Annotated in this window: 16 protein-coding genes and 1 pseudogene; 10 read left to right on the top strand and 7 right to left on the bottom strand. The window is 43.7% G+C overall.

Going from position 1 to position 17,805, the window contains the following annotated elements; genetic code table 11:
- Positions 1-124: 124 nt before the first annotated feature.
- Together F6K52_RS16200 and F6K52_RS16205 are read right to left on the bottom strand one after the other, a co-directional pair.
- Positions 125-961 (bottom strand): annotated as a pseudogene (locus F6K52_RS16200) (reverse transcriptase domain-containing protein); the annotation flags it as partial.
- A 583-nt stretch (positions 962-1,544) separates the two neighbouring features.
- Complete coding sequence (locus tag F6K52_RS16205; protein WP_293079332.1) at positions 1,545-2,714, bottom strand: transposase; 1,170 nt, start codon at positions 2,712-2,714, stop codon at positions 1,545-1,547.
- A 67-nt stretch (positions 2,715-2,781) separates the two neighbouring features.
- Here F6K52_RS16205 and F6K52_RS16210 point away from each other — a divergent pair, with 67 nt between their 5' ends.
- Positions 2,782-2,925 (top strand): CopG family transcriptional regulator, encoded by a 144-nt coding sequence (locus F6K52_RS16210; RefSeq protein WP_293079334.1) that lies wholly within the window; start codon positions 2,782-2,784, stop codon positions 2,923-2,925.
- 127 nt (positions 2,926-3,052) lie between these two features.
- Here F6K52_RS16210 and F6K52_RS16215 read toward each other — a convergent pair whose 3' ends face one another.
- The 3 genes from F6K52_RS16215 to F6K52_RS16225 all read right to left on the bottom strand — a co-directional run bounded on the left by F6K52_RS16215 (position 3,053) and on the right by F6K52_RS16225 (position 4,108).
- The gene (locus tag F6K52_RS16215) at positions 3,053-3,553 is read right to left on the bottom strand and encodes a hypothetical protein (protein ID WP_293079336.1); all 501 of its coding nucleotides are present in this window, start codon (positions 3,551-3,553) and stop codon (positions 3,053-3,055) included.
- 24 nt (positions 3,554-3,577) lie between these two features.
- Positions 3,578-3,736 carry a YqaE/Pmp3 family membrane protein gene (locus tag F6K52_RS16220; protein ID WP_293079338.1) on the bottom strand — a complete coding sequence of 53 codons (159 nt, stop codon included), beginning with the start codon at positions 3,734-3,736 and terminating at the stop codon, positions 3,578-3,580.
- Between the two features lie 165 nt (positions 3,737-3,901).
- A complete protein-coding gene (locus tag F6K52_RS16225) occupies positions 3,902-4,108 on the bottom strand; it encodes a YqaE/Pmp3 family membrane protein (protein ID WP_293079340.1) in 207 nt (68 codons plus the stop codon).
- Positions 4,109-4,476: 368 nt separating this feature from the next.
- On the opposite strand from F6K52_RS16225, the gene F6K52_RS16230 reads away from it, so the two are divergent.
- Positions 4,477-5,460 (top strand): 3'(2'),5'-bisphosphate nucleotidase, encoded by a 984-nt coding sequence (locus tag F6K52_RS16230; protein ID WP_293079342.1) that lies wholly within the window; start codon positions 4,477-4,479, stop codon positions 5,458-5,460.
- Positions 5,461-5,585: 125 nt separating this feature from the next.
- On the opposite strand, the gene F6K52_RS16235 is transcribed toward F6K52_RS16230, so the two are convergent.
- A complete protein-coding gene (locus F6K52_RS16235) occupies positions 5,586-5,777 on the bottom strand; it encodes a hypothetical protein (protein WP_293079344.1) in 192 nt (63 codons plus the stop codon).
- A 91-nt stretch (positions 5,778-5,868) separates the two neighbouring features.
- Here F6K52_RS16235 and F6K52_RS16240 point away from each other — a divergent pair, with 91 nt between their 5' ends.
- The 3 genes from F6K52_RS16240 (at position 5,869) to F6K52_RS16250 (ending at position 10,281) form a co-directional block, all read left to right on the top strand.
- A complete protein-coding gene (locus tag F6K52_RS16240; RefSeq protein WP_293079346.1) occupies positions 5,869-8,247 on the top strand; it encodes a transglycosylase SLT domain-containing protein in 2,379 nt (792 codons plus the stop codon).
- A gap of 138 nt (positions 8,248-8,385) precedes the next feature.
- Positions 8,386-9,363, top strand: a complete 978-nt coding sequence (locus F6K52_RS16245; RefSeq protein WP_293079348.1) for an ABC transporter ATP-binding protein — start codon at positions 8,386-8,388, stop codon at positions 9,361-9,363.
- Between the two features lie 81 nt (positions 9,364-9,444).
- Positions 9,445-10,281, top strand: coding sequence for an Rpn family recombination-promoting nuclease/putative transposase (locus F6K52_RS16250; protein WP_293079350.1), 837 nt, complete (start codon positions 9,445-9,447; stop codon positions 10,279-10,281).
- Between the two features lie 101 nt (positions 10,282-10,382).
- On the opposite strand, the gene F6K52_RS16255 is transcribed toward F6K52_RS16250, so the two are convergent.
- Positions 10,383-10,595, bottom strand: a complete 213-nt coding sequence (locus F6K52_RS16255) for a hypothetical protein (RefSeq protein WP_293079352.1) — start codon at positions 10,593-10,595, stop codon at positions 10,383-10,385.
- A 576-nt stretch (positions 10,596-11,171) separates the two neighbouring features.
- On the opposite strand from F6K52_RS16255, the gene F6K52_RS16260 reads away from it, so the two are divergent.
- The 5 genes from F6K52_RS16260 to F6K52_RS16280 all read left to right on the top strand — a co-directional run.
- Positions 11,172-11,303 (top strand): hypothetical protein, encoded by a 132-nt coding sequence (locus tag F6K52_RS16260; RefSeq protein ID WP_293079354.1) that lies wholly within the window; start codon positions 11,172-11,174, stop codon positions 11,301-11,303.
- A 641-nt stretch (positions 11,304-11,944) separates the two neighbouring features.
- Positions 11,945-12,259: a tetratricopeptide repeat protein gene (locus F6K52_RS16265; RefSeq protein ID WP_293079356.1), complete on the top strand. Its 315-nt coding sequence runs from the start codon at positions 11,945-11,947 to the stop codon at positions 12,257-12,259.
- Positions 12,260-12,665: 406 nt separating this feature from the next.
- On the top strand, positions 12,666-12,899 hold the full coding sequence (locus tag F6K52_RS16270) for a hypothetical protein (RefSeq protein WP_293079358.1): 234 nt from the start codon (positions 12,666-12,668) through the stop codon (positions 12,897-12,899).
- A 271-nt stretch (positions 12,900-13,170) separates the two neighbouring features.
- Entirely contained in the window at positions 13,171-17,115 is a 3,945-nt protein-coding gene (locus F6K52_RS16275) for a filamentous hemagglutinin N-terminal domain-containing protein (RefSeq protein ID WP_293079360.1), read from the top strand.
- 220 nt (positions 17,116-17,335) lie between these two features.
- A partial coding sequence (locus F6K52_RS16280) for a filamentous hemagglutinin N-terminal domain-containing protein (RefSeq protein ID WP_293079362.1) occupies positions 17,336-17,805 on the top strand: 470 nt, incomplete at its 3' end.

The following is a 17,805-nucleotide window of genomic DNA, read 5'->3' on the forward strand; positions in this document are numbered from 1 at the left end:
CTCTCGCTGTGCGACTCCTGAATTACTTCGGAAGCCGTGAGAGAATGGACACAGGCATTTGGACACTTACCTGGGGAGTTCTTCTGGAATCTCCCACTCTCCCGTGCGACTTTCAGGTCGCACTGACGAAATCATCTGCATATCTAACGAAATTTAACGCTTGTCTGTTCCTTGCTTTTCGGCCAGGTAGTTTTTCAGCGTATTCTTTTATTCGTTTTTCCATTCCGTGGAGGGCTATATTCGCCAAAAGTGGTGATATTATTCCACCTTGGGGGGTACCCTCATTCGTAGGGGAGAATGTTCCCTTATCCATCACTCCAGCTTTTAACCATCCTTTGATTAATCGCCTCATAGTCGGATAGGTGTTTAGTTTTGTGAGAAGTTTTTCATGGTTGATTTTATCGAAACATTTGGAGATATCAGCGTCTAGTACCCATTTGGGTTTTTGAGCGATTCCCGTGAATATTGCTTCGATAGCATCCTGGCATGACCTTCCTGGTCGGAATCCGTATGAGTTTGGTTCAAAATATGCTTCCCATTCAGGTTCTAGAGCCTGCTTGGTTAAAGCTTGTAGTGCTCGGTCGTATATAGTTGGTATTCCCAACGGACGTTTTTCATTTCGACCGGGCTTTTCAATCCAGACTCGGCGGGTTGGTTGAGGCTTTTTGTAAATTTTAAGGCTGGCTGCTAAGATTAGGCGCTGCTTATTTTTCAAAGCTTTTCTCCCATCTATTCCGGCAGTCTTTTTACCTTTGTTCTGTTGGGTTACCTTCCTTACCGCTAGCATTTTTCCCGACCAGGATTTCATCAGAGTCTTTTGCAGCTTTCTTACCACTCGAACATCGCCACGTTGAGAGGCTCGGTATATCCGCTTTTGCAACTTGAATACGGTTCTTTCTAGCCTTCGCCAGTCCACCTTATCCCATTCCGACTGTGGGGAGAACCCCCGAGTTTTAGACATATTGATTGCTACTCATAGCTATACCATTTCCTATCACGTGAGTCTGTCGGCGTATCCTGGATATTACTCTAGGCTTTAGCTTCTGACTCAATCTCTCCTCCAAAAGACTTGCGGCTAACTACCTACTTGGAAACCGACCTTTCCAAGAGACTTTTGGGGGTTACTTCGTTCCTAACAACCATTCTATTGAACTTTTAGAGTGATACTTTCCACCGGGAACTTAGAGAAATCATTATAAAGAAAGCTAACTTTATAATCCTTTGTGTTCCTTTGACTATTTTGTCTGTAGCGTTTCAGCCTTTATTTCGCTACTTCAGAATTACGATGGTTCAAGCGTATCTTCCTTGTGGTACTCATGAGTTCTTTGCCTGCTACTAGCACCGTCATTTAAGGCTGACAGTGTTTCGCTGTTTGACCCCGCTTTAACCTAGAGCTTGTTAGTTCTCAGTGGTTAGGGGTAAGGCTGTCACTCGGATTTCGCGAGGGTTGGTATCTCACCAACATGGTTATCAAGTTATCAAGGCTCTTCACCTTGTGGCCAATCCTCCTAATTCCGTAAGGATTTAGGTTTCTGACCAACGAATCACACAGCTTTACTACTGACGGGATGCCCCACCGCCAATTTCAAAATATTGATCGCCGCATTTACGTCCCTATCAGCTAGATAACCACAGTGAGGACATGAATGAACGCGGTCTTTTAGTTTCTTTGGTACTTTTTTGCCACAATTAGAGCAGTTTTGGCTGGTATTTCTGGGATTTACCGCTTTCGTGACCAACCCAGCATTTTCGGCTTTGGTTGATAGGATAGACAGAAATTGACCCCAACCAGCATCTAGGATGGATTTGGCCATTCTAGTCTTAGCCAAACCCTTAATATTCAATTTCTCGTAAGCTACCAGGTCATGATTATCTAGAAGTTCTTTCGCTGTCTTAAAATGGAAATATTTTCTAGTGTCAGCTACTTTTTTGTGAGCTTTTCCCAGTTTGACGATAGCTTTCTTTCTATTATTACTGCCTTTCTTTGATCTGCTGACAGCTTTCTGGATTTTCTTTAGTCGCTTTTGAGCTTTCCGATAGTATTGAGGAATTGGTACATTGAAACCATCAGATTTTATTAAGAACGACTTGAGTCCCATGTCTATCCCGATAGGATTAGAAACGCTATCTACTGGGATAATACCAGGAACAGAGTCGTCCTGAATAGACAACGTAACGTAATAACCATCAGCTTTTCGGGTTATGGTGGCTGTTTTGATTTTGAAGCCTTCAGGAATAGATCGATGGTAAATCATCTTGACTTTTCCAAATTTTGGCAGCGTCAAGATATTCCCATTTATAGGAGTCTTAGAAAGAGAAGGGAAAGTAAAGGATCGGTATCTGTTCTTTCCTTTGAATCGAGGTCTTCCACTCTTTTTGCCATTACTATCACCTTTCAGAAACCGCTTAAAGGCTAAATCTACCCTTTTTACACAATCCTGTAAAACCTGAGACTGTACTTCACAGTACCAAGGTCTATCTTTCTTTATTTGAGGAAGAGTCTTTTTCTGGGAAAAATAGTCAGGATTATTCCTTAAGTTTGGTAAGTAGCAAACAAGAGGACAGGAATTGATAGAGCAGCGATTCTGTTCATACCAGTCAAATCTGTCGGCCAGCAAGTAGTTATATTGATGGCGCAACATATCAAGCCATCTTTCTATCTGTGCCTCTTGTGACTTGGTCAGTCTTAGTCGGTACTGGTATGCTGATCTCATTGTTGCTATTTCCTGTTTTTCGACCTATCATAATAATAACATGTGTGTTTACATTTGTCAATGCTAAATGAAAGATAAAAATTTAATGATTAGGTTGACCAGTTTTGAAAAAAAGCAGCTCAAGCAAGAAGCTGACCGTAGAGGAATGACTTGCTCTGAGTTGCTCAGGAGTTTGATAGCTCGCTTCCCTGTTCCAAAAGACTCTGTGTAAAATTCATCCCACACTCATCCTTGCGGATTGAGATGTGGGATGAATTTTACCGGCCAGCTAAAGGATTAAAATCTAAGCGTGTTCTTTTTAACAAGAATAAGCTTTATTTTAAAGTTACTTAATAAAACTAACGACCCATAATTCGCTGCCGTCTAATTCTCAAGTACTCCCAAACTGGAAATTGATAAAATTCCATCACTAACCAGACAACAATAGCTAAATGGCAGAAAAACGTTAACCCTACCCAAGCAGCTGGAAGCCAAGATATAGGGCTATCTGGGGCAGGCGGAAACAGATAAACGGCTGCCCCAATTAAAGTGGTTGGACAAACTACAAATGCCAAGGCTAAGAACCAATTCACCCATCCCCATTCAACCCCCTCTAGATGCGCCCCTGTCCACTTTTTGCCATTCCAGTGCCAGGTCATTGGGGGCTGCCGATCGGTTATTTTGAGTCTTTGCCTTTCGAGATCAGCGGTGAAAATGTGGCGGCACTCGTGACAGGCAAAAGCTTCCATTAATGATAAATTTTGAATCTGACCCACACGACAGACTGGGCAGGGGTAGACTCCCTGATAGTTCAAATCCTTATACTTCACAGGTTGGGATGATTGTTTTGAACTGTACATTTGTAGTCAGTCTAATCCTTTATTTTATCTCTTGGCAATCACCCAAACGGCATGGATAATTCCTGGAATATACCCCAATAGGGTTAAAAGGATATTTATCCAGAAGGGCCAGCCAAAACCCACTTGTAAAAATACTCCCAGTGGTGGCAGGAAAATAGCACATAAAATCCTAATTAAATCCATTCTGGTATACCTTTGGTGTTTGTTACGACAAGGCTGATTGGCTTAAGCACTCTTGAGCGCGTACTCACTTCCATTGTGCCAAATTATTTTAGTCTTAGAGCCGGTTTACCGGACCTATAATCCTTGTTTTGTGTTCGGTTAGGGCGCTCGTCCTTATTAAACAGTCTAATCCTGATATTGATTAGCAGTCACCCATACAGCATGGAGTATGGCAGGCACTACACCATATTTGGGAAAACCAAATTGAGTGCCTACTATGATACCCAATACCATTAACAGAATATTAAGCCAAAAGGACTTGCCAAAACTCACTTGCAAGAACACACCTAGTGGTGGCAGGAAAATGGCACAGATGATTCGGATGAAATACATTATTGTTGTACCTCGATTACTGCTCTTAGTTAATTCCCTGGTAATTTCCTCTGAATCCGGAATTTCCTAGCTAAGATGCCAGCAATAGAGTTCCTAGTCAGTAATAGGTAATCTCTAATTACTAATTTTGTAAGTATTCAGCAGTCAGCGGTCAGCGGTCAGCTTATTTTATTCAAAACCTGTTTCCGTAGCTTGCTCATAACCCATAAGCACCTCAAGTAGCCAATGGCTGATAACTGAATGCTGATAGCTGAAGGCTTACCTAATTTTGATTACTTAAGGGTTTATTAGCTATTAGCTATACCTATTACCCATGACTAAAAAAAAACTTCCAAAAATCTTTTCGCCCTTAGGAGCAGTTATTTACAATGTCTTATCAACAAGAGAAACAAGTTGCCATTGAGGCAGCCTTAGCCGCTGCCAAAATTTGTGAGCAAGTCCGGAGTGAACGGGTGACTGAAGCTATGGAAAAAAGTGACAAAAGTCCTGTCACTGTTGCCGATTATGGCTCTCAGGCAGTGATTTGCCGCTTACTTGGCCAAGCTTTTCCTAATGATCCAGTAGTGGGTGAAGAAGATGCTGCTGATTTGGTGGAACCAACCATGGCGAATCAGTTGGCACAGGTAACCAGTTATGTGCAATCTGTCACTAATGATGCTACTCCTGAAGCAGTGGTTAGTTGGATTAATCGAGGCAATGGTGAGATTGGACCTCGCTACTGGACCTTAGACCCGATTGATGGCACCAAAGGGTTTCTGCGTAAGGATCAATATGCCGTAGCCTTGGCTTTGGTAGAACAAGGTGAAGTGAAAGTAGGAGTGCTAGCTTGCCCAGCGTTACCCGTGAACCTAGCACAACCAGATGGAGAGCGGGGTGTTCTATTTGTAGCAGTACGGGGTCAGGGAGCAACCATGGTACCTATTAGTGGTGGGGAACCCCAATCGATTCAAGTGACTGATGCTGAGAATACAGCAGAACTCCGGTTCGTCGAAAGCGTGGAATCTGGTCATGGGGACCATTCTCGGCAAGATTTGGTAGCTAAAGCGGTGGGAATTACTGCAGATTCCCTGCGGATGGATTCTCAGGCTAAGTATGGTGCGGTTGCCTCTGGTCATGCCGCCCTTTACCTACGTTTACCTTCCTCGAAGTATCCCAACTACCGTGAGAAAATTTGGGACCATGCTGCAGGCACCATTGTTGTAGAGGAAGCTGGTGGGGTTGTTACAGATATGCATGGCAAGCCCCTGAACTTTTCTATCGGTTCTAAGCTAGTTGAAAATCAGGGTGTGGTTGTCAGCAATGGTGTGATTCATGAGACGGTTCTGGCAGCACTGCGGGATACAGCCAACTAGAATCAGCTAAAGAACAGGGTATATCCTAACCTAGGGCAACGATCCGGCAAGGGAATAGTATTTCTCTTGCCGGATCATCCCTGTGTGTAAACGCGCGGGAAGTTTCATTAACACTTATAGGTTTATTAAGGGATTAACCATTGCGCAATACCTGGGGAAAAATATCCCATCCAATATCCCCAGTCTAATGATTGGCTAACTGGAGCAGGGATCATCTCTCCTCGAAAATCTAGCAGCTGGACAATAATTAAGTAAGCGATCGCTAGCAATATCGATATAGCTCCAGTTATAATAGCAACTATTTTTCCGCGTTCCATAAGTCTTCTATCAAATCACAGCACGTTTGTCACAGAGCTTTCTATTCCCAAAATCTAATCCTACTATGGACGTGCATCACCAGGAGGCTCTATGAAACGGTCACGTTTGAAATTCTCCCGTTACTATCCTTTATTGCACCAGCAATTGCGCCAGCGTACCAGACGACAAATCCTACTAGGGTCTAGTGTGGGATTGAGCCTACTGCTGATATCGATCACCATCTTAGTGTTGAGTGATCGCAAGAATCCGGTAGGATTAGCCAATTGGGTAGTGTTGCTCCCCCAGCAAATCATGGGACGCAGAAATCCCAAGGACACTACAGTGCTAAAACTAGCATCTCAATCCCCCCAGGAGCGAGTGGCACAACTCGAAGCGATCGCAACTGGACCAAAATCCCTCAATCGTAGCCGTGCTCGTTACCTATTGGCTGTTGATGCCATGGCTGGGCAGCAGGGAAGAGAGGCATTGCGTTGGTTAGATAAATTAGAGTGGGAATATCCAGTAATAGCCGGACATATTGTGCTCAAACGAGCACAGGCTTACCAACTCACTGGGGAGAAAGCTCAAGCCCAAGAAGCTTGGCAGGAGTTGCTCCAAGGCTATGGTAATCAGCCAGTAGCAGCTGAAGGGTTGTATGCTTTCTTGTCCGATGATTCACCCTACCGGAAACCAAAAAAGGAATCTATTGCTCCGAAATATGCTAGCACCATCTCGACTTCTGAGCAGCCCTGGCTAGCAAAAATACAGCAGATGTATGACTTTTCTGCGGAAGAGCCCAAATACTGGGAACGAGCACTGAAAAACTATCCTTCTCATCCTCGCATCATTGAATTAATCCAGCAAAAGCTTAAGGATCAGCCCAATCAACCTGAACTGATGCTGTTATTAGCCAGGTATACCTTTGACCAACCAGGGGTTACCCTAGTGCTAGATAAACTAGTGAGTAACTATGGTAAATCTGTCGATGAGAAGAATCGTGCTATAATCCAGCCGAAAGATTGGGAAGCGATCGCATTAGCCTATTGGAAAGACCGCAAATATGCTCAAGCCAGTGCTGCTTATGCCAATACTACACCCTTACCTAAGCATAGTTACCTAGAGGCTAGAGCACTTCAGTATGCTCAAAAGCCCAAAGCAGCGAAACTGGCCTATAAAAAGATGGTCGAGGAATTTCCCGATGCGAAGGAAACTGCCTTGGCTTATCTCCAACTCGCTGCACTAGAACCAGCCATTGACAAGATACCCTATTTCGACCAAGTTATTGATCGCTTTCCTGACCGAGCTGCTGAGGCACTTTTGGCCAAAGCCAAAACTCTCGAACAACTCAAAAGTCCCAACGCTGCTGAGCAAGCCTATCAATTATTAATCGACAACTATAGCAATTCTGATGCGGCAGCGGACTATCGCTGGCAGATGGCTCAAGAGGCTGCAAAAAATGGAGACATCCTGACAGCTTGGCATAACGTTCAGCCTATCCTTAAGGATAATCCCGAAAGTCTGATCGCCCGTAGAGCAGGGTTTTGGTCGGGAAAGTGGGCAACTCAGCTAGGACGGAAGCAGGAAGCCGAAGCAGCGTTTAAGCAGGTGATTACCAACCATATTCAATCTTACTATGCTTGGCGCTCAGCGGTACAGTTGGGTTGGGATGTGGGAGACTTTAGCACACTGCGCCAGTCATCCCTTACTATAAACTGGCCAACGGTACGACCCGAGTTACCTGTGGGCTCAGCAGCTTTGAAGGAATTGTATCAGCTTGGTCAAAACCAGGATGCTTGGAGCCTATGGCAAGGGGAATTTCAAACTCGCCTCAAGCCCACTGTGCCACAACAGTTTACTGATGGCTTGTTCAGGCTGGCGATGGGAGAATACCTCAAAGGAATTTCCGAGGTAGAGACCCTCGAAGACCGAGAAACATCCCAAGAACAGGAGCAGTATCAGAAAATCACCAAAAAACCGGCTTACTGGCAAGCCCTCTATCCCTTTCCCTATATAGAGGTAATCGAAACTGAGTCAAAACAGCGTAACATTAATCCTCTACTGGTTATATCCTTAATGCGTCAAGAGTCCCGATTTGAGCCAAACATTACATCAGTTGCTGGTGCCATGGGCTTAATGCAAATGTTGCCCAGTACAGCAGCTTGGGTAGGGCAATCCATCAATTTTAACGACTATAAACTCGATAATCCCAACGATAATATTAAACTAGGAACCTGGTTTCTCGCCCATAGCCATCGCGTATATGAGGATAACTCCGCATTCGCCATTGCTAGTTACAATGCTGGTCAAGGTAATGTGGGGAAATGGCTAAAGGGAAATGAACCCATTGATTTAGATGAATTTGTGGAAACGATACCCTTTGGTGAAACCAGAAACTATGTCAAGCAAGTTTTGGGTAATTACTGGAATTACTTACGCTTATACAATCCTGAGGTTGGTCAGCAGTTAGTAGACTTTTTTGCTCAAAAGTGATCCACCAAGACTGACCGTAAACATTCAGCCAGGCTCTACCCGATTAGCTATCATGGATTTTATTCAGAATAGATACAAACGTCACCAAAATAGGGAATAAATAAATATAGATTATATCCCTCATTTCTTAGCAACAGGATGGAGCAATCTACTCTCACTTTACCCCCCCAACTCACCACCTCTGAAGCAATCCCAGTGCTTCAGACCTCCCAACTGCGCAAAGTCTACCGCACCGGCTTCTGGCTCAATCAAAAAATTGAATCCCTGAAAAATTGCTCCCTAACGGTCTATCAGGGAGAAACCTTTGGATTACTCGGTCCAAATGGAGCCGGGAAAACTACCCTGTTAAAAACCTTACTAGGAATTGTCCGTCCTACTGGCGGACAAGGATGGTTACTGGGACATCCCCTTGGTAATGTTAAGGTCAAGCAGCGCATCGGTTACTTACCAGAAAACCCCTACTTCTATGACTATCTCACTGGCTGGGAATTTTTGCACTTTACCGCTGGACTATTTCAAATTCCCCATCAGGTAAAACGTAAACGCATTCCTCGGCTGTTAGAACTCGTAGGATTGTCCCAGTCAGCAGCAAGAAAGAAACAACTACGTCAGTATTCTAAAGGGATGCTCCAGCGCATCGGTATGGCCCAGGCACTGATTAATAACCCAGAAGTAGTATTTCTCGATGAACCCATGTCCGGTCTTGACCCGATGGGACGCTACCAAATCCGGGAAATTATTATGTCTCTGAAAGCTCAAGGCAAGACTATTTTCTTCAACAGCCATGTGTTGTCAGATGTGGAGAAAATATGCGATCGCATCGCTATTCTCGCTAATGGGGAATTAATTTGTATGGGAGCGTTAGATGAACTTTTGGGTACCGATAACACCTACCGAGTTAAAGGCAAAGGTGGGAATATAGACATTATCAAACGGTGGTTGATGGAAATGGAATTTGAGGATGACTGCTGGTACGGTCAATTACGAGGCGAACCCCAAGAGTTTATGGCTTCTCTCCGGCTGATGGATGCTCAATTGATGAGTATGACTTTAAATCGTCCTTCTTTGGAAGAGTTTTTCATGAAGCAGTTAAATAATCCGGGTTTGAGGGAGTAGGGAGTCGGGAGTCGGGAGTCGGGAGTCGGGAGTCGGGATCCAGCAGAATCCCTGAGACTGGCCGTTTGATATAATCGTTTAATGTTCGATAATACCTGCAAGTTCCTCGCTGAGAGCTTTTCGGAAGATTTTGCCTCCTGGTTACTTGGTGAACCCATCACCATGACCCAACTCAGTCCATCTGAACTGTCCCTTGAACCCATTCGAGCGGATGCTTTGATTTTGCTGAATTCTGATGATTTTGTCCTTCACGTCGAGTTTCAGACTCAACCTGACTCAACTATGGCCTTCAGAATGGCAGATTACCGCCTAAGAGTTTTCCGCCGTTTTCCCAATAAGCAGATGCGCCAAGTGGTCATTTACTTAACCCGTTCGACTTCTGAACTCGTTTATCAGACAGCGTTTGAGATTCCTGGTACTCGTCACGAATTTGAGGTGATTCGGCTATGGGAACAATCGACTCAGCCGTTTCTGGCATCGACGGGGTTATTGCCCTTGGCTGTGCTGACACAAACCCCCGACCCTGCTCAAACCTTGCGTCAGGTGGCTGCAAGAGTTGAGGCGATTCCAGAAATGAGGATACAGACCAATGTGGCTGCGTCCGCTGGGATTCTAGCAGGGCTATTATTAAAGAGGAACTTCATTAACCAGGTTTTACGCAGAGATATCATGGAGCAGTCTGTAATTTATCAAGACATTAAGGATGAAGGCCGTCACGAAGGGGAACAATCTCTCATCCTCCGCCTCCTCCCACGACGCATTGGCGAAGTGTCCCCAGAAATGCGAACGCAGGTTCAAGCCTTATCCCTCCCTCAGCTTGAAGCTTTGGGGGAGGCATTGTTGGACTTTACGAAACCTGACGATTTGGATGAATGGATGCGTTCACTATCTGTTGCTGATAGCAAATCAGACTTGTAGGTTTCGCTTTGGGTGCGATTGGCCTACAGGAATAGCTACGTTTAGCATACGACTTCTCAAGTAAGATTAACTGAGTTAGCGTACGCTTGTTTTTCATTCTGTTAGGCTAAGTGTTGATGAGAACGAATAATATTAGCTAAAGCCCGCAGTGCATCATTAACGGATTTTTCATCTGGAAACATTTCAGCCACATCGTCATCTAACTTAACAATGTTGCTACTTTCGCTATATATCTGAGCATATTTACCCCGTATCCCTTTGCTGAAATCGTATTCATCTAGCAGATCGTGATCCTGTTGATTATTAATAGTCATTGTTCTCCTCGTATGTCCTTTTCTCTGGTGATGTAGCCAAACGAGCACGCTTGAAGCCTGAGCGATTAAACTTATCTAGCTAACCACCAAGAATTATGAAGCAAATTTTAAACAGTAGCTCTCCCAAATAACTTAAGCAATAAGACTATTAAATCACCATATTAGCCCACTCTTGCCCCTGTTATCTAGGGAACAGTTATGCCTATTACCAATTACCAGGCTTCATTGATAAATTGAACAAAATTGTTGGCTTCTCTAGGGCTAATGCTAATAAAGATAACCAGATAGATAATTAGCATCAGGCTTAATGTATTGAACTCTCTCATTTCTATTGTCCTCAGAATAGTTATTGATTGAATTAGGTGATTGACTTAGTGATTGAAGGTATAATAGTAAGGATTAGGAAGTATTCAGCTATCAACAGCTGATAGCTGACAAGGGTAGCTTTTAAACTAGCCCGTTAGACTTAGGCTCAATCCTGACATTGCTGTCGTTGAAAAATCTCCAATTAACAAGCTCTAATCAACTTCTTCTTCTTCTAGTTTTGTAGCTTTTTAAAGTTTTGACAGTACCCTTGTGGGTACTCTTAATCCTAGAACTGTTAGCTTTTGGACTGTGATTCGTAACAATACCCATGTCTACTCAAAGCTTGCTATAAAGGAGTTTTTCCCAATTCCCGATTCCCGATTCCCGATTCCCAATTCCTGATTCCCGATTCCCGAACCCAATTGAGAACTGTTATATTGGGTGGCACGGGTGCCTACAGCATTGAACTTGCTATCTGCCTAGCTTATAAGTCCCTTGGATTGTGTGGTCATTTTCTTTTATCTGTTAGTCTTCAGGTGCAACCCGTGGCGAATTTAATAATTAGATGCGGAAAGCCGACCTAATTACCTTTTTATCTGTTCACAACTTTTTCACTCTACCCTGATAACATAGCGTACTGGTAGTTAATTGTAATAGAGGTTATTCCTCTATTGTTATTTACGTGTTATTCAGGGCTGATTGACGGAGAAAACTCCTATAAACTATGGTGTCGCTGCTATCCCGCTAGGGGTTTTACCCCTAGCTAATAAATCAAGTCTGTTAAAACGGACTAGGGATAAAGGGTTGGAGTCGGTTGAAACCGACCTTAGCTATGAGCTGTGGACTTAAATCCATGGCGGGTTTAATAGCAAAGCCCAATATTTTTCAGTGAACCAGTATTCAAAGACACACTAGGCAAGACTGAAACCTGATGTTTAGATGCCCAAAACCCGCGATTTTGGGGATTGGTCAAGAACATCTCAATCGGTAGCTACAGAATAGTTTGTAGCTATCTACTAATTGAAGTAGCAATAGGTAAGCCAATGGGAATTTTTAAGCCACGTCAGCAGGCAAAAGAAACCAATGCTCAAAGTGCTAATTTTTACTACTTTAGAGGAATTAGCCATGTAGTGGTGGGCAGATTTCAAGCAGCTATTCTGGAATTGAATGAAGCGATTGACATTGACCCCAACCATGCTGCTGCCTATGACAATCGTGGAATGTGCCTTCGAGAATTAGGGAAGCATCAAGAAGCCCTAGCAAATTTTCAAAAATCAGCGGAAATTTATCAAAAAAAGGGTAAAACGGCAGATTATCAAAAGATAATAGCCAAAATTCACGACCTTCACTCACGGTGATTCACTTAAGCCTGTGTAGTGAATGGTATAGGGCTAGGGGCAAGGGCAAGAGGCAAGAGGCAAGAGGCAAAAGTTAACTACAAGTGCGCTTTCGGGTTCAGGGCTGACACAAAACTGGGCACTAAACGCTACAAGTAGTAGGATTTCTTAAGAATTAACCCTACAGATAGGGTGAATAGATAGGGTGACTAGAGAAGTTCTGAATTCTTACTTTTGCCTTTTTCATAAATTTTCACAAAGCGCCTGATTAACTAATGGGTTGTTCAAAGACTATGCAGGATTGGCGAGGCTCGCCAACGGCATCTATTGATTACCTCATTTAACAATCATTTGTCAAATATTATTGGTCTTTTTTCCTTTTTCCAAAGTTAATTGGAAAAGGCAAACCTTGATTTAATAATGACCAATGTTGGATTATTACTTAATACAAAAGCACCCAGTCATGCAACTTGGTAAAATTCTAGTCCGTAAACGAATTATTTCTCCTATTCAACTCAATACAGCCCTTGAAATCCAGTCTTTAACTGGTATAAAATTAGGAGAACTTTTGGTAAATAAAGGATTGATTGAATCTCAGGATTTGGAGCAAGCACTGTTGGAACAATATTGGCGAAAAAATGGGTTTTGGGTAATTGACTAATACCCCAGGGTAAAATTCAAAATTCAAAATTCAAAATTATTCTGCTTTTTGATAGCTTTGAATGGTATATTCGGATTGGGTGCATCTCAATGTATGAAATTAGGCAGAAATTCTCATAAAACTCCCAAACTCCTCACACTAGCTACACTCTCTACATTACCCGCGCCCGCCTGTTGTATCCAAGGTTTTTTTGGCAATTTGGTATTTACATCTCAAATACCAAGGCTATAATAACCGATACGCGATCTCAAGCAATGACTTGAAGCTGAATATGGCACCAAGAAAGTTTGCGCTCACCCCCACTGCAGCAAGGGTCAGGGCAATATCCCTCGCCCTAAGTGGGGTAACCTTAGCCATTTCGGGAAACAGTCTTTTGGCCGACTATGCCTTGGCTGACATAGTTCCGGATCGGACATTGGGTAATGAATCTTCTGTGGTGATACCTAATACCACTGTCCGAGGAGAAATAGCCGATAAGATCGAAGGTGGCGCAACACGAGGTGCTAACCTATTTCACAGTTTCCAAGAATTTAATGTCGGGGAACTGCAACGGGTTTATTTTGCTAATCCCTCTGGTATCGAAAATATTTTAACACGGGTAACCGGTAGTAATCTATCCAATATTCTAGGGACATTGGGAGTAGATGGTACAGCAAATCTGTTTTTGCTAAATCCCAATGGTATTGTATTTGGAGCCCAAGCCAGATTAGATGTAGCTGGTTCCTTTTTTGCGTCTACTGCCAATAGCCTAGTATTCGGTGATGGGCAAGAGTTTAGTGCCACATCTCCACAAGCCGCGCCACTGTTAACCATTAGTATTACCCCAGGATTGCAGTATGGGAAATATGACCCCAGAACAACCATTACAAATGCTGGGAATTTAGCAGTAGGACAAGATTTAACTCTAGCAGCAGGTAACCTGGATTTACAGGGTCAACTCGAAGCTGGTAGGAATTTGACTCTGTTGGCAGAAGATACGGTCAGCATCACCGATAGTGTAGCGCAACTGTTTAAAGCGAACTCTGGTGGTTCGCTACTGATTCAGGGAAATCAGTTAATTACGATTGCAGCAAAAAACTATTCCGATAGCGGTTTATTTGCAGGTTCTGATTTACGGTTGCGCTCTGCTAATCCTATAACCGGAGATACTAACTATACCGTTGGCGGAAATATCATCATTGAGCAGTTGGATGGTAACCCAGGGAATTTCATTAGTCCCAATGATCCGATAATTCTGGCCAATGGAGATGTCAGTTTAGGAAACTATACCGGAGCATCACTCCATATTTTGGCAGGAGGGAGTGTTACCGTTGGTGACATCGAAATTAACTCTACCGATACCGGGGATAATACCATTAGCCCTAGTAACTCCAATGCTTTCTTGGCTAGTCTAGCTAATGTGACCTTGTCCGATGAAGCAGCAACCTCTGTAGTGATTGATGGCAGTAACCAACCTACCTTAGATATCCGGGCTGGTATAGATTGGACATTACTGGGAGGTTTTCCAGGAAATACCGATAGTGGTAACCTTTCCCCTAATTTTGGCAGTGCTGCTACTAGTGCAAATATCGAAATTGGTGATATCTCGATTAATGTTCCCAATGGACTGGTATTGTTAACGAATCAGTATCAAGCTAACCCATCCTTAGTTAGTGACACCCTTAAAATTAGTTCAATTCTGACTGGTGACGGTACGGTAGTCACCAATAGGCGTGAGGTAGATCCGAGTAACCAGAGGTTTTTAGGGAATGGTGGCTCGGTCTTTATTGATTATCGTGGCGGGATTGACATCAGCCAACGCATTTATTCCTCTTCCGCTTCTGGGACGGCAGGGGATATTACCTTGATTACCAATGAGCAACTATTCCTTGATGGAAGTTTCATTGATAGTAATACCTTTGGTACCGAAAAAGGTGGGGATATCACTATCGATACTGGCTCCCTCTATGCCAAAAATGGTGCTCAGATCGAAACCAGTACGTTTGGACAAGCAGATGCTGGAAAAGTGACCATTGTTGCTGATGATACAGTCACCTTTGAAGGGCAACCAGCAAATGGTCAAATTACTAGAGTTTTCAACATCATAGAAAAAAACGCTATCGGTAATAGTGGTGGTATTTCCATTACCACAGGCTCTTTGTTTGTGAATGATGTTTTCTTGCAGTCGAGGGTTGTAGGACAGGGAAATAGTGGTGATATAACTATTATTGCTAAGGATGAAGTGATTGTTGACAAGAGCGTTAACTCGATTGCGACCAGAGTGGATGGTAACGGCATCGGCAACGCAGGAGATATATCCATTGATGCGGAATCAGTGACTATCACAAATGGTGCTAGACTCGTAGCTGACACCCTCGGACAAGGAAATTCTGGCAATATATCTGTAACAGCTCGGGATACAGTTACCATTGACGGGGTAGCAAGTAATACTAGAGTAGCCAGCGGTTTGCGCTCTCGGGTTGGTCAGGATATAGTAGACCAAAACGATAGCAATCAATCACAAGCTGAAGGTGGTCGTGGCAATATCACCATCAAGGCAAAGTCAGTTTTTGTGACCAATGGTGGTCAATTAAGCACTGATATCAATGACCGAGGCAATCGTGACAAAACCGATGAAAATGGTGGCAACATATCAATTTTTGCTGAGGATGATGTTATCTTTGATGGCGTTGTTACTAATGAAAACGGTAATTCATTTTCAAGTATTATCTTCACTCGAGTTACAGATCAAGCAGTGGGCGATGGTGGTAACGTATTGATTGATGCTGGATCAGTTTCGTTTACCAACGGTGCTGAGATAATTTCCGAAACCCGTGGCAAAGGAAACGGGGGTGATGTGGAAATAATAGCTCGCGATCGCGTTTTATTTGACCGAGTAGTTTTCTTTGGCAACGATAACAATACAGTAGATAGTGCCATAGTTACGAATGTTCGAGATAATGGCGAAGGGAATGGTGGCGATATCCGCATCACAGTTACAGAAGGTTCATTGGTGATTGCTCAAGGGGCTAAGTTAGAATCTCAATCTAGAGGCAAGGGAGATGGTGGGGATGTGTTCATTTCCGTTCGTGATCAGGTGTCAATAGACGGAGTTGGTATTAATGGTAAACGTAGTCGGATATTGACTGGTGTGAATTCTGAATCAACAGAGGGCAACGGTGGTAAGATTCAAATTGACGCTAACTCCATTTATGTAACTAATGGCGGAGCCATAGATGCTAGCACGAACGGCAATGGTAACGGTGGACTTATAGACTTAAACAGTAAGACACTAACTGTTAATGGTGGAGTCATTTCTAGCGCTGCTAAAGAGGCAGCTACTGGTGAAGCCGGTACGATCACAATTGATACTGATGATGCCCTAAAGGTTGAGGATGGAGGGGAAATAACAGTCACAAGTGACAATGGAGTAGCTGGAAATCTCAACATTACAGCTAATTCCCTATTGCTTAACGACGGAGAACTTTTAGCTGAAACTCAACTCAATAGAGGCAAAGAAGGAGCAAATATCACACTGGTATCAGACTCAATCGTGATGCTTAACGAAAGCCTGATTTCCGCAGAGGCTTCCGACCTAGCTACGGGGGGCAACATTGATATTAAGACTGATGTCTTAATTGCCTTTCCCCCAACTGATCGTAATGGTAGCGATATCATTGCCAAAGCTGCACAGGGACAAGGTGGTGAGATCACCATTGATGCCGAAGATGTCCGTCTGATTGAGGAGCGCGAAGCCATTGAGGGAAATGGCACTAATGATATCGATGCCAGTTCTGAGTCTGGCCCACAAGGAATAGTTACCATCAACACCGGTAATCTTGACCCCTCTCGGGGATTAGATCAACTACCGAGCAATTTCAGTGATCTATCATCACTGATTGTTGCTAGCTGTCGGAGAAGTGGGAAAATCTCAGGAGATCAAGTTGATAAATTTATTGTTACTGGACGCGGTGGCATTCCCCCCAGTCCCCTCGACCCGATTATTGGTAGAACCATTATTGCTGATTGGGTGACTCTAGAGGATCAAACTGGTACTGAAATTGATAACAATGACAGTAAAGCTCCCTCGACCGAACAGAAGTCTCAGCGCAAAAAGATTGTAGAAGCTCAAGGCTGGATGACGGGTCCCGATGGTACGATTATTCTCACTTCTTTCCCTACCGATACCACTAGCCCACCCAAGCCTTGGTATCACTATTTCTCTTGCCGGGATTGATAGGGCTACGCGCAACTCAGAAGTCAGCTAGACTCACGTTTCGGAGTTTACTTGTCACATATAATTAATGCGTAGCGCTATCTAGCGCTCGGGGAACGGGAAGTGGAGAGAGGAGAATAACTGATAGAATTCCCATAACGCTATCGCAAAAAATAACTTAAAGCTGAATATGGGAGCAGGAAAGCGGGTGCTCACCCTTACCAGAAGCTGGGCTACAGCAATGTCGCTCACTCTGGTTGGGGTAACTGTAGGTATTTCGGGAAACTATGCCTTGGCTGACATAGTTCCGGATCAGACATTAGGTAATGAATCGTCTGTGGTGATACCTAATACCACTGTCCGAGGAGAAATAGCCGATAAGATCGAAGGTGGCGCAACACGAGGTGCTAACCTATTTCACAGTTTCCAGGAATTTAATGTAGGGGAACTGCAACGGGTTTATTTTGCTAATCCCTCTGGGATCGAGAATATACTAACACGGGTAACCGGTAGTAATATATCCAATATTCTAGGGACATTGGGAGTAGATGGTACAGCAAATCTGTTTTTGCTCAATCCCAATGGCATTCTGTTTGGACCCCAGTCGAAATTAGATGTAGCTGGTTCGTTTTTTGCGTCTGATGCTAATAGCTTGGTATTTGGTGATGGGCAAGAGTTTAGTGCCACGTCGCCAGAAGCCCCACCACTGTT

This window comes from Moorena sp. SIO3H5 (assembly GCF_010692395.1).
Lineage (GTDB): Bacteria > Cyanobacteriota > Cyanobacteriia > Cyanobacteriales > Coleofasciculaceae > Moorena.